This is a genomic window from Kocuria tytonicola (genome assembly GCF_003687175.1).
Taxonomy (GTDB): domain Bacteria; phylum Actinomycetota; class Actinomycetes; order Actinomycetales; family Micrococcaceae; genus Kocuria; species Kocuria tytonicola.
In genome coordinates, this window is record NZ_RDEX01000001.1 from 1067971 (window position 1) to 1079568 (window position 11598).

Consider the following 11598-nt stretch of genomic DNA (forward strand, 5'->3'; position numbering starts at 1 on the left):
TCACCTCCAGGCCAGCACGAGGCCGGCCGCGTAGCAGGGGGCCGCCGCGAGGGCGTCCCGGGTGTGGCGCCGCAGCGGCCGGGCACCGTGGCGCTGCAGCAGGACGAGGGGAGCCAGGGTGGGGAGCAGGGCCAGCGACGTCGCCGACCGGTTCCGCAGCCCCGCGGCGCAGGCCGCCGCTGTGAGACAGGCGGTGGTGGTGTACAGGCCGTGGTGGACCCAGCGGACGTCCGAGGTGTCCACCCACCCGGCGGCCACGGACGTGCCCAGGGCGCAGTTGGCGGCGTACGCCCCGGCGGCGGCCGTGACGAGAGTGCGCACAGGGTTCATGGCTCTCCTTCGCGACGGCGGTCCCTCTCTCCTCATCGTGTCACACGTCACGCGGGGCGAACGGTGCCGGATGTGTGGCAGGAGCGGTCAGGGCGTCGGTTCCGGGCTGGGACAGGGTCACACCACGTGCGGGGCCGCCCACCGGATCGGTGGGCGGCCCCGCACGCGTGCAGCGACGACGTGCACCGAGCGGCTCACTGCGGGGGGAACTCCCCGGAGTGCACCACGCGACCCGTGGCGGCGTCGTAGTGGAAGGTGGAGACGGCCCTGCCGCGGGGCGCCGCGTTGGCGTCTCCCTCGAGCGGGTACCGGTAGGTGACCTTGAGCGTGGCGTCGTCCACGCGCTCCACCTTCGGTTCGAAGCCGAAGTGGGTTGCGGACGCGGTGCCCAGGTAGAAGCCGTTGGAGAACAGCATGATGGTCTCCGGGGAGGACACGGTGCCGCCGGCGGCCACCACGGAGATCCACGAGAGGTCAGCGCAGCCGTCGTAGGTGGAGGTGTCCGCCGAGTCGATGGCCCACCCGGGATTGTTCGGCTCGTCCGGGCCGAACGGCGGCGGGAGCAGGGGAGCTGCCGTCCGCAGGGCGTAGTCGGGAGAGTCGTTGGGGCAGCCGTCGGAGGCGGCCTGCGGCCTGGACTCCGGGGCGGGTGCGGACGCGGTGGCGGGTCCTGCGATGCCCCCGGCCAGCAGGAGGGCTCCTGCGGCGGCAGCGGTGGTGCGGGTGGAAAGACGGATGAGGTGTCCCATGACGTGACTCCTGGTGTTTTCCGTACGATCACCGTTCGGCGACCTGGTTCCACACTGGGGGGCTCGGCCAATAATGTGCAATAGCAAACGGCGGGTTCGGAGGGATTTCGCTCGACCGCTGCCCGGAACCGGCGGTGTCCTCCCACGTCAGTGAGGGGATGTGCGCCAGGTCACGGTTGGGTCACGGTGCTGGACCGGACCCGTGACCGGGCGGTGCCCCGTGTCTCAGCCGATGCCCGGGGGCCACTCGCCGGCGTGGTCGATGGACTCCGTGGACTCGTTCCAGGTGTAGGTGGAGACCGCGCGCCCGCTGGCATCGGCGTTGCTCTCGTTGCCCTCCACGTAGGTGTAGGTCACTTGGATGGAGGAGTCGTCGAGTCGGTCCGTGGTCGGGTAGAAGCCGATGGCCTGGGACGTGGTGGTGCCCAGGTAGTCGCCGTTGTGGAACAGCATCTGGGTGTAGGGGGAGGACGCCGTGGCGCTCTTGATGGACAGGGTCACCCAGGACAGCGTCGAGCACGAGTCGTAGGTGCTCAGGTCCATGGCCACCCAGTCGGTTTTCTGGTGACCGTCCGGGAAAGGCGGGGGCACCTTGCCGATGTTGTCGTTCACGGCCTTGGTGGCGTTCGAGTCCGCGCACGACTCCGACGGCTCCGCCGACTTCGAGGCGTTCTGCTTCCCCACCGCCTCCCCGGCGGGGGACGCCATCTCCGTCTGCCGGTCCGTCACCTCGGGCGTCGGCGCGCTGTCCTGGGTGCTCTCCGCCGCGGGCGACGCCGCCTCGGAGCGGATGCCCGAGGTGGGCCCGTCGTCGATCACCGAGGTGGTGGACATGGACCGGGGTTCGTCGGTGCTGTCGCTGCCGCACGCGGTGAGGGTGCCCGCGCCGAGGACGAGGAGCGTGACCGCCGTGGCGAGTGTGCGGGAACGGTTCATGGGAGGCCTCTCGTGCCATCGTGCCCCCGCGTTCTCGCGGGACGGCTACAGCGTGCCCCCTTTCATTCGCGAGTGCAATCCCACCATGTCATTGCATGGAATGTGTCGGGTCCCGGCTTCGTCCTGGGGTGGGTGGAATACCGGGAGGCCCGTTGCCGCTTCCATCAGTAGCCTGATGACCCGGGGCTGCCGGGTCACCGATGTCAACGGGGGGAGAACCGCATGGCGGGAATGCGCCAGGTGACGGGTCTGACCGTCGAAGAGCTGGCGATCCACGCGGGAGCCACGCTTGTGCCAGGCACCCGCGCGGCGGAGCAGGTTGCCGCGGTTCGGATCGGCGGGATCTCGGAGGTCCACACGGAGGTGCGCCCCGGGGACCTCTTCGTGGCGCTGCAGGGGCGCCGCCGGCACGGGGCGGCGCGTGCCGAGGACGCCGTGGCCGCCGGAGCGAGCGCGGTGCTCACCGATCCCGCCGGGGCACGGGTCCTGCGCGACGCCCCCGGCGTCCCGCTGCTGGTGGTCGCGGACCCGCGCGCCGCGCTGGGGCCGCTCGCGTCCCTGCTGCACGGCCATCCCTCCCGTCACCTGCCGGTCTTCGGGATCACGGGGACCAACGGCAAGACCACCACGGCGTACATCCTGGAGGCGGCGATGCAGCAACTGGGGCGGCGCCCCGGTCTCCTGAGCACACCGGAGACCGTGGTGGGCACGCAGCGCGAGCCCAGTGGCATGACCACCCCGTCGGCGCCCCACGCCCAGGAGCTGCTGGCCAGGATGCGCGCGGCGGGCAACCGGTCGGCCGTGATGGAGGTCAGCAGCCACGCCCTGGACCAGGAGCGTGTCACCGGCATCCGCTTCGACACGGTGGCCTTCACGAACCTCACGCACGAGCACCTGGACTACCACGGGAGCATGGAGTCCTACTTCCGGGCCAAGGCGCGCCTGTTCACGCCGGACTTCGCGTCCCGCGCGGTGATCGTGGTGGACGACGACGCCGGGCGGTGCCTCGACCGCCTGGCCCGCAGCAGGGGGCTGGAGACCACGACCCTGAGCACCCGGACCGAGGCGGCCGCCACGTGGCGCGTGCACGGGACTCCGGGCTCGGACGACTTCACGCTGCGGGGGTCACGGGGGAAGCTGCCGCTGCGCTCACCGCTGCCGGGGGAGCACAACCGCGTGAACACCGCCGTGGCCGCGCTCGTGCTCCTCGGCGCCGGGTGCTCCCAGCCGGAGGTGGCCCGCGCCCTGGACGGGCCCGTGAGCGTACCCGGCAGGATGGACCGGGTGGATCTGGGCCCGCACGGGCCCACGGTGCTGGTGGACTTCGCGCACACGCCGGACGCCACCGCCAAGTCCGTGTCCGCGCTGCGTGCCAGGACCCGGGGCAGGCTCGTGGTCACGGCCAGCAGCGGCGGGGACCGGGACAGGGCCAAGCGTCCCCTGACGGGCCGCGCCGTGGTCGAGGCGGGGGCGGACGTCGTGCTGGTCACGGACGACAACCCCCGCTCCGAGGACCCCGCCGCCATCCGTGCGGAGGTGATGGCGGGTGTGCGGGCGGGCGTGCGGGCCCGGCGGGCCGCCGGTCTGCCCGAGCCACAGGTCGTGGAGACGGCATCGCGCAGGGAGGCGATCCGCACCGCCCTGGAACTCGCCGGCCCCGACGACACGGTGGCGCTCTACGGCAAGGGCCACGAACGCTGGATGGAGATCGGGCCGCAGGGTGGCCGGGTCCCGTTCGTGGACCGCGAGGAGGTGCTCGCGGCCGCCGCACCCAGGGGCGGGGCGGCGTCGTCGTGAGAGCGGGGAGAAGGTGCTCCCGGTGCTGGGGGTGGTGACCCCTGGGCGGCCCGCCGTAGTCTGTGCGTGCGCGCGACCGCGCGCCGGTCGAGAACCTGGCAAGGAGCACACCATGACGCAGCCCATCCCGGACCCGAACCCCCTGGACACCCCGGACGCCGCGGACGAGGCGTTCCGCGAGGACGAGCTCATCGAGACCACCGGTGACGAGGACTCCGCCTGGGAGGAGGACGACGCCCAGTGGGGTGAGGACGCCGATCCCCTGCGCCATCCCGAGGAGGCGGGCGTGGAGCAGGTCGTTGAGGAGGACACGGTGCTCGAGCCGGCCAGCACCCCCGAGACCGAGGACCCGGAGATCCAGGCGCTCGTGGACGATCCGCAGGCGGACCGTGAGGTCAACCGGTCCCTCCAGGACGGCGCGGAAGACCCAGCGGATCCCATGGAGTGACGTCGCGGGGACCCCGCACGACAGCGTGCAGTTCCTCCCGCAACGGACGGCCGGCGACCCGTGGTCCCGGCCGTCCGCGGCGCCCGGGGGAGGGAGCGGAGAGGTGGCACACAGGTGGTTCCCGTGCGGGTCGGAACGACGGTCTATTCTTGACGCATGTCTCGATTCAGCCCGCTGGAGTGGCCGGTCATCCGCCAGCTCCGCACCGGGGACCGCACCGGCCGCAGCTCCGCGGTGCAGTCCCAGCACACCCGGGAGATCACTGCCCGCACCGCCACGGCGGACCGTGTGGTGCAGAGCATCTGCCCCTACTGCGCCGTGGGATGCGGCCAGAAGGTCTACGTCAAGGACGAGAAGGTCATCCAGATCGAGGGAGATCCGGACTCGCCGATCTCCCGCGGCCGACTGTGCCCCAAGGGATCGGCGAGCGAGCAGCTCGTGAACTCCCCGGGCCGCCAGACCCGGGTGCTGTACCGCGCACCGGGTGCCTCGGACTGGCAGCCGTTGGAGCGCGAGACCGCGATTGACATGATCGCCGACCGTTTCATCGAGGCTCGCCGCCGCGGCTGGCAGGACGCCGATGAGCAGGGCCGTCCGCTGCGCCGCACCATGGGCATCGCGTCCCTGGGCGGCGCCACGCTGGACAACGAGGAGAACTACCTCATCAAGAAGCTGTTCACCGCGGCTGGTGCCGTGCAGATCGAGAACCAGGCCCGGATTTGACACTCCGCCACGGTTCCCAGTCTGGGAACCTCCTTCGGTCGCGGCGGCGCCACCCAGTCGCTGCAGGACATGGCGAACGCGGACTGCATCGTCATCCAGGGATCCAACATGGCCGAGTGCCACCCCGTGGGATTCCAGTGGGTCACGGAGGCCAAGGCGCGCGGCGCCAGGGTCATCCACGTGGACCCGCGCTTCACCCGCACCTCGGCGGTCGCTGACAAGCACCTGCCCATCCGTGCGGGCTCCGACATCGTGCTGCTCGGCGCGCTCATCAACCACGTGCTGAGCAACGACCTCTGGTTCCACGACTACGTGCTGCACTACACGAACGCGGCCACGCTGATCTCGGAGGACTTCGAGGACGCCGAGGACCTGGACGGGCTGTTCTCGGGCTACGACCCCGAGACCGGCACGTACCACCTCAAGTCCTGGGGGTACCAGACCGAGGACGAAGGGGAGGGCCACCAGGCGGACGAGCAGCGCAACAAGGGTGACGAGGAGCGCGCCAAGGCCGGCGGTCAGCAGTACGGCAGCGGCGGCGCGCCCGTGGGAGCGGGCAAGCTCGTGCGGGACGAGACCCTGCAGCACCCGCGCACCGTCTTCCAGATCCTCAAGCGCCACTTCGCCCGCTACACCCCGGAGATGGTGCAGGAGACCTGCGGCATCGCCGTGGCGGACTTCGAGTACCTCGCGCGCTCCGTCACGGAGAACTCCGGGCGGGACCGCACCACGTGCTTCGCGTACGCCGTGGGGTGGACCCAGCACACGCTGGGCGCGCAGTTCATCCGCACGGCATCCATCCTGCAGCTGCTCCTGGGCAACATGGGCCGGCCGGGCGGCGGCATCATGGCGCTGCGCGGGCACGCGACCATTCAGGGCTCCACGGACATCCCCACGCTGTTCAACCTGCTGCCCGGGTACCTGCCCATGCCGTCGGTCACGGCGCAGACGTTCGACGACTACGTGGACGGCATCCGCACCACCACCCAGAAGGGCTACTGGGCGGACGCCAGGGCGTACTCGGTGAACCTGCTGAAGTCGTGGTGGGGAGATGCCGCCACCGCGGAGAACGACTGGGCCTACGACTACATCCCCAGGATCAACGGGGCCCACGGCACCTACCAGACGCTGATGGCCATGCTGAAGGACCAGGTGGACGGGTACTTCCTGCTCGGCCAGAACCCTGCCGTCGGCTCCGCCAACGGGCGCCTGCAGCGCATGGGCATGTCCCACCTGAAGTGGCTCGTGGTCCGGGACCTCAACATGATCGAGTCCGCCACGTGGTGGAAGGACGGGCCGGAGATCGCCTCGGGGGAGCTGAAGACCGAGGACATCGACACCGAGGTCTTCTTCATGCCCGCGGCCACGCACGTGGAGAAGTCCGGTTCGTTCACCCAGACGCAGCGGCTCGTGCAGTGGCGCCACCAGGCGGTGGCACCGCCCGGGGAGGCCCAGAGCGAGCTGGAGTTCTTCTACGAGCTCGGCCAGCGCATCCGCGCCCGGGTGGCGGACTCGGACGACCCCCGTGACCGTCCGCTGCAGGACCTCACGTGGGACTACCCGCTGACCGAGGACGGCGAGCCGGACGCGGAGGCCGTGCTCGCGGAGATCAACGGCCGGTTCCTCACGGGTCCCCGCGCCGGTGAGCCGTTGAGCTCCTACACGCAGATGACGGACGACGGCAGCACCGCCGGCGGCTGCTGGATCTACACGGGCATCTACGCGGACGGTGTGAACCGCGCCGCCATGCGCGTGCCCGGGCAGCAGCAGGACGAGATCGCCTCGCAGTGGGCGTGGGCCTGGCCCGCGAACCGCCGGATCCTCTACAACCGCGCCTCCGCGGACCCCCAGGGCCGGCCCTGGAGCGAGCGCAAGAAGCTCGTGTGGTGGGATCCTGGGAAGAAGACGTGGACGGGCAAGGACAACCCGGACTTCCCCCTGGACCGCGAGCCCGGCAGCACACCGGACCCGCAGCAGGGCGGGCCGGCCGCGCTCGCCGGGGACGACCCCTTCATCATGCAGGCGGACGGCAAGGGCTGGCTCTTCGCTCCCAAGGGCATGATGGACGGGCCCCTGCCCACGCACTACGAGCCGCAGGAGTCCCCCGTGGACAACCCGGTGTACGCGCAGCAGCAGAACCCCGCGCGCATCATGTTCCCCCGGGAGGACAACCTGTCCGCGCCCAGCGGTGACGCACCGGGCACGGACGTCTACCCGTTCATGTTCACCACCTACCGGCTGACCGAGCACCACACGGCCGGCGGCATGAGTCGGTGGTTGCCGTACCTGTCCGAGCTGCAGCCCGAGATGTTCTGCGAGATCTCCCCGGAGCTCGCGGAGTTGAAGGGTCTGGAGCCGTACGGGTGGGCCACGATCGTGTCCCCGCGCTCGGCCATCGAGGTCAAGGTGCTGGTCACGGACCGCATGAAGCCGCTCACCGTGGGAGGCAAGACGATCCACCAGATCGGTCTGCCGTACCACTGGGGTGCGGGCACGGACGCGGTGGTCACGGGCGACGGCGCGAACGACCTGCTGGGCATCACGCTGGACCCGAACGTGCAGATCCAGAACTTCAAGACCGGTTCGTGCGACATCCGCCCCGGCCGCAGGCCGCAGGGAGCCGCCCGCGACGAGCTGGTGCGCGAGTACCAGCGGCGCGCGGGACTCACCATCATGACCGGCATGGAGCGCATCACGGACCCCGAACGCGAATTGAACGAGGACCCGTTGCGAGCACGCGACAGCGGGGACGTTGCAGGACGGTCCACGGCCTACCGGCCGGGGCAGGACGCCACGGAGCAGGAAGCAGACAAGTGAGCACGGACCGCATGACGCCCACCTCCGCCTTCGCGGACGACACCCACTGGGAGCATCCGCATCCCCGGCGCGGGTTCTTCACGGACACCTCCATCTGCATCGGCTGCAAGGCCTGCGAGGTGGCGTGCAAGGAGTGGAACCGCAACCCGGTGGACTCGGACTACGAGATCCTGGGCTCCTCCTACGACAACACGGGCGGCCTGGGGGCGGACACCTGGCGTCACGTGGCATTCATCGAGCAGTCCCAGGAGCGCATCGAGGAGGCCCGGGAGTCCGGGCGCGCCCTCGTGAACCTGGGGATGCCGCGCGTGGGCCCGCCCGCGCCGTCGCCGGCCCCGGCCTCCACCGGGTGTGCGTGCGGACCAGCCGCACCGGCGGACGACGCCGCCGGGTCCGGGTGTGCCTGCTCGGGCCCGTCCTCGGCGACCACCGCACCCGCGACCGCCGGCTGCGGATCCGCCGACGGCTGCGGCTGCTCCTCCGGGGGAGCGGGCGGCGCAGCAGCGGGCACCGCGGAGGGCGGCTCCCCGGTGCTGGACACCCCTGACTTCCGGTGGCTCATGTCCTCGGATGTCTGCAAGCACTGCACCCACGCCGGGTGCCTGGACGTGTGTCCCACCGGTGCGCTGTTCCGCACCGAGTTCGGCACCGTGGTGGTCCAGGAGGACATCTGCAACGGCTGCGGCACGTGCGTGGCCGGCTGTCCCTTCGGTGTGATCGAGCGCCGGGACGACGGTCTCGTGGAGCCCAAGACCCAGCGCGGGACCCCGCCCATGCCGGACACGGTCAAGGTCCCGCAGGACGGCATCGCCCAGAAGTGCACCCTGTGCTACGACCGCATGAAGGAGGACCAGACCCCCGCGTGCGCGCAGGCGTGCCCCACCACCTCCATCAAGTACGGCGAGCGCGAGACCATGCTCGAGTCCGCCCAGCAGCGTGTGGCGCAGCTGCACGAGCAGGGCCGCACCGAGGCGCGGCTCTACGGCGCCAACCCCAAGGACGGCGTGGGCGGCACGGGCTCCATCTTCCTGCTCCTGGACGAGCCGGAGGTCTACGGCCTGCCGCCGGACCCCCGGGTGCCCACGGCGGACCTGCCGCGCATGTACCGGCGCGCCGGTGCCGCAGTGCTGGGGATGCTTGCGCTGGGAGCCGCGGCCTTCACGGTGGGTGATCGCCGATGAGCGTCTCGCCCTACGACAGCTACCGGCCACCGGAGGAGCCGCGGCGCAGGCGGCGTCGCCGCAACCGCCCGCCCGGGGGAGGCGCCTTCCGCCGCGGCGGGGGCGACGGCTCCCGCGAGGTCGCCATGGTGCCGGAGCCGGAGTTCACCTCCTACTACGGACGGCCGATCGTCAAGGCCCCGCCGTGGGACTCGAAGATCGCCACGTACCTCTTCCTGGGTGGGCTCTCGGGCGGCTCCGCGATCCTCGGGCTCGGTGGCTACCTGACCGGCCGGCCCACGATGCGCCGCAACGCCCGGCTGAGCGCTCTGACCGCGGCGGGGCTGGGCGGCATCGCGCTGGTCGCGGACCTCGGTCGGCCCGAGCGGTTCCTGCACATGATGCGCACGTTCAAGCCCACCTCGCCCATGAGCATGGGGTCGTGGGTGCTCGCCTCGTTCTCCACGAACGCCGGGGTGGCGGCGGCCGTGGAGGTGGACCGCATGACGGGAGAGCGGCTGCCCCTGGGACCGTTGCGTCCCGTGCTGCACGCCCTCGAGCTGCCCACGAGCGTGGCCGCCGGAGTGCTCGGCGCGCCCATGGCCACGTACACCGCCATGCTGCTCAGCGACACCTCCGTGCCCACGTGGCACGAGATGCACGGGCACCTCGCGTTCGTGTTCGCGAGCTCGGCGTCCCTGGCCTCGGGTGGGCTGATCCTGGTCACCACGCCCACGTGCGAGACAGGGCCCGCGCGCTTCTTCGCCGTGGCCGGTGTGGCCGGGGAGCTCGCGGCCATGCACGTGATGAAGAACGCGATGGACCCCGTGACGGTGGAACCGATCGAGCAGGGCAGGCCGGGGCAGTGGCTCGAGTGGAGCGAGCGGCTCTCGATCCTCGGCGGCCTCGGTGCGCTCCTGGGCGGACGACGCCGGTGGGTCGCCGCGGTTTCCGGCGCCGCCCTCGTCGCCTCCTCCGCACTCACCCGCTTCGGAGTGTTCTGGGGTGGCAAGGAGTCCGTGAAGGACCCGAAGTACACGGTGGTCCCGCAGCGCAACCGCCTCAACAAGCGCCGGGCGCAGGGCATCACCGACGACTCGATCACCACGGGCCCGCCGAACAGTGTGCAGGTAGGGCTCGGTGACTTCGACTGAGAAGGAGGGCGAGGCTGTGAAGCAGCCAGTGCAAACGGGGGTCGCAGCGGTGTTCCTCATGCTCGGTGTCGTCTATCTGCTGACACTGGACAGCAAGGTCATAGCCGTTCCCTTCCTGCTCATCGGCATCGGGGTTCTCCTCACCGGGTGGTTCTCCCGTCGCGGTGGACCCAGGGGGTAGGAGTAGACCGCCCGGCTCAGGCCACGGTGACGTACGGAGCGGAGTCGTCCTCCCGCACGGTGGTCTCGCCGATCACCGGGTAGCCCGGCACCTCACCGACCACGAGGAGCCCGCCGGAGGTCTGGGCGTCCGCGAGCAGCAGGAGGGTCTCCTCCGAGATCCCGGGGTTCGCCGCAAGGTACGGGCGCACCCAGTCGAGGTTGCGCCGGGTGCCGCCGGAAACGAAGCCGTCCCGCAGGGCGTCCGCGGCGCCCTCGACCAGGGGAACAGCGGCGGCGTCAATCGTGGCTGCCACACTGGAGGCGCGGCACATCTTGTAGAGGTGGCCGAGCAGTCCGAAACCGGTGACGTCCGTGCACGCCTCGACGCCGGCGGCCAGCGCCGCGGCGGAGGCGTCCCGGTTGAGGGTGGTCATGGTCTCCACGGCGGCGGGGAACACCTCTCCCGTGGCCTTGTGCCGGTTGTTGAGCAGCCCCACGCCCAGGGGCTTGGTGAGGGTGATCGGCAGACCGGGCCGGGCGGCGTCGTTGCGCAGCAGGCGCTGCGGGTCCGCCGTGCCCGTGACCGCCATGCCGTAGGTGGGCTCGGGCGCGTCGATGGAGTGGCCCCCGATCACCGGGCAGCCCGCCTGCGTGGCAACGTCCAGGCCACCCTGCAGGACCTCGGACATCAGCTCCATGGGCAGCAGCTCGCGCGGCCAGCCCACCAGGTTGATGCCCACCACCGGGGTGCCACCCATCGCGTACACGTCCGAGAGGGCGTTGGCGGCGGCGATCCGCCCCCAGTCGTAGGCGCTGTCCACCACGGGGGTGAAGAAGTCCGCCGTGGACAGCGCGGCGAGATCCGGGCGCACGAGGACGGCCGCGGCGTCGTCGCCGTCGTCCAGGCCCACCAGGACGTCCGGGGCGTCCTGACCCGTGAGTCCGCGGACGGCGTCCTCCAGCTCGCCCGGCGGGATCTTGCACGCGCAGCCGCCGCCGTGGGCGTAGCTCGTGAGCCGCCCGACGCGGGGCCGTGCGACCTCCCGTGGCTCGTGGGCGGGGGAACCGGGAACTGCAGGGTGACCACTCATGGCGCCAGTCTAGGAACCCGCTCCGACAGCCTGCTGATCGGTGTGCCCCCGCGCGGTGATACATTCGCTGGCGGAGGCGTCCGTGTCCTGGTGGGCGCCCCGGTCTTCAAAACCGGTGAGACCGAGCACCTCGGTCTGGCGGGTTCGATTCCCGTCCGCCTCCGCCAACCACCCGCGCGACGTTCGTGCGACAGTTCCGCGGCGCCGCGGCGCGCACCGTCGTGCCGCACC

At 71.3% G+C, this 11598-nt stretch carries 10 protein-coding genes and 1 tRNA gene; 7 read left to right on the top strand and 4 right to left on the bottom strand.

What is annotated here, in order from left to right:
* The 3 genes from EAE32_RS04875 to EAE32_RS04885 all read right to left on the bottom strand — a co-directional run bounded on the left by EAE32_RS04875 (position 1) and on the right by EAE32_RS04885 (position 2015).
* The gene (locus EAE32_RS04875) at positions 1-330 is read right to left on the bottom strand and encodes a hypothetical protein (RefSeq protein ID WP_121845966.1); all 330 of its coding nucleotides are present in this window, start codon (positions 328-330) and stop codon (positions 1-3) included.
* A gap of 194 nt (positions 331-524) precedes the next feature.
* Positions 525-1079, bottom strand: coding sequence for an LppP/LprE family lipoprotein (locus EAE32_RS04880; RefSeq protein ID WP_121864340.1), 555 nt, complete (start codon positions 1077-1079; stop codon positions 525-527).
* Between the two features lie 225 nt (positions 1080-1304).
* Positions 1305-2015 (bottom strand): LppP/LprE family lipoprotein, encoded by a 711-nt coding sequence (locus EAE32_RS04885; RefSeq protein WP_121864341.1) that lies wholly within the window; start codon positions 2013-2015, stop codon positions 1305-1307.
* 222 nt (positions 2016-2237) lie between these two features.
* Between EAE32_RS04885 and EAE32_RS04890 the strand changes: the two genes are divergently transcribed.
* The 6 genes from EAE32_RS04890 (at position 2238) to EAE32_RS11690 (ending at position 10295) form a co-directional block, all read left to right on the top strand.
* On the top strand, positions 2238-3812 hold the full coding sequence (locus tag EAE32_RS04890; RefSeq protein WP_121864342.1) for a Mur ligase family protein: 1575 nt from the start codon (positions 2238-2240) through the stop codon (positions 3810-3812).
* A 112-nt stretch (positions 3813-3924) separates the two neighbouring features.
* Positions 3925-4260: a hypothetical protein gene (locus tag EAE32_RS04895; RefSeq protein WP_121845970.1), complete on the top strand. Its 336-nt coding sequence runs from the start codon at positions 3925-3927 to the stop codon at positions 4258-4260.
* 156 nt (positions 4261-4416) lie between these two features.
* The gene (gene fdh, locus EAE32_RS04905) at positions 4417-7800 is read left to right on the top strand and encodes a formate dehydrogenase (RefSeq protein WP_243635574.1); all 3384 of its coding nucleotides are present in this window, start codon (positions 4417-4419) and stop codon (positions 7798-7800) included.
* Between the two features lie 11 nt (positions 7801-7811).
* Positions 7812-8981: a 4Fe-4S dicluster domain-containing protein gene (locus tag EAE32_RS04910; RefSeq protein ID WP_165860359.1), complete on the top strand. Its 1170-nt coding sequence runs from the start codon at positions 7812-7814 to the stop codon at positions 8979-8981.
* Positions 8978-10114: an NrfD/PsrC family molybdoenzyme membrane anchor subunit gene (gene nrfD, locus EAE32_RS04915; RefSeq protein WP_121864344.1), complete on the top strand. Its 1137-nt coding sequence runs from the start codon at positions 8978-8980 to the stop codon at positions 10112-10114. Before EAE32_RS04910 ends, nrfD begins: the two co-directional genes overlap by 4 nt.
* The gene (locus tag EAE32_RS11690) at positions 10101-10295 is read left to right on the top strand and encodes a hypothetical protein (protein WP_124035160.1); all 195 of its coding nucleotides are present in this window, start codon (positions 10101-10103) and stop codon (positions 10293-10295) included. Before nrfD ends, EAE32_RS11690 begins: the two co-directional genes overlap by 14 nt.
* 16 nt (positions 10296-10311) lie before the next feature.
* On the opposite strand, the gene selD is transcribed toward EAE32_RS11690, so the two are convergent.
* Positions 10312-11367 (bottom strand): selenide, water dikinase SelD, encoded by a 1056-nt coding sequence (gene selD, locus EAE32_RS04920; protein WP_243635575.1) that lies wholly within the window; start codon positions 11365-11367, stop codon positions 10312-10314.
* Between the two features lie 72 nt (positions 11368-11439).
* Between selD and EAE32_RS04925 the strand changes: the two genes are divergently transcribed.
* Positions 11440-11534: transfer RNA gene (locus tag EAE32_RS04925), tRNA-Sec, on the top strand.
* The last annotated feature ends 64 nt before the right edge of the window (positions 11535-11598 follow it).

What these genes read in the sequence shown, in the direction of transcription:
- EAE32_RS04875 (WP_121845966.1), bottom strand. Translation starts at nt 330, where the DNA reads ATGAACCCTGTGCGCACTCTCGTCACGGCCGCCGCCGGGGCGTACGCC.
- EAE32_RS04880 (WP_121864340.1), bottom strand. Translation starts at nt 1,079, where the DNA reads ATGGGACACCTCATCCGTCTTTCCACCCGCACCACCGCTGCCGCCGCA.
- EAE32_RS04885 (WP_121864341.1), bottom strand. Translation starts at nt 2,015, where the DNA reads ATGAACCGTTCCCGCACACTCGCCACGGCGGTCACGCTCCTCGTCCTC.
- EAE32_RS04890 (WP_121864342.1), top strand. Translation starts at nt 2,238, where the DNA reads ATGGCGGGAATGCGCCAGGTGACGGGTCTGACCGTCGAAGAGCTGGCG.
- EAE32_RS04895 (WP_121845970.1), top strand. Translation starts at nt 3,925, where the DNA reads ATGACGCAGCCCATCCCGGACCCGAACCCCCTGGACACCCCGGACGCC.
- EAE32_RS04910 (WP_165860359.1), top strand. Translation starts at nt 7,812, where the DNA reads ATGACGCCCACCTCCGCCTTCGCGGACGACACCCACTGGGAGCATCCG.
- nrfD (WP_121864344.1), top strand. Translation starts at nt 8,978, where the DNA reads ATGAGCGTCTCGCCCTACGACAGCTACCGGCCACCGGAGGAGCCGCGG.
- selD (WP_243635575.1), bottom strand. Translation starts at nt 11,367, where the DNA reads ATGAGTGGTCACCCTGCAGTTCCCGGTTCCCCCGCCCACGAGCCACGG.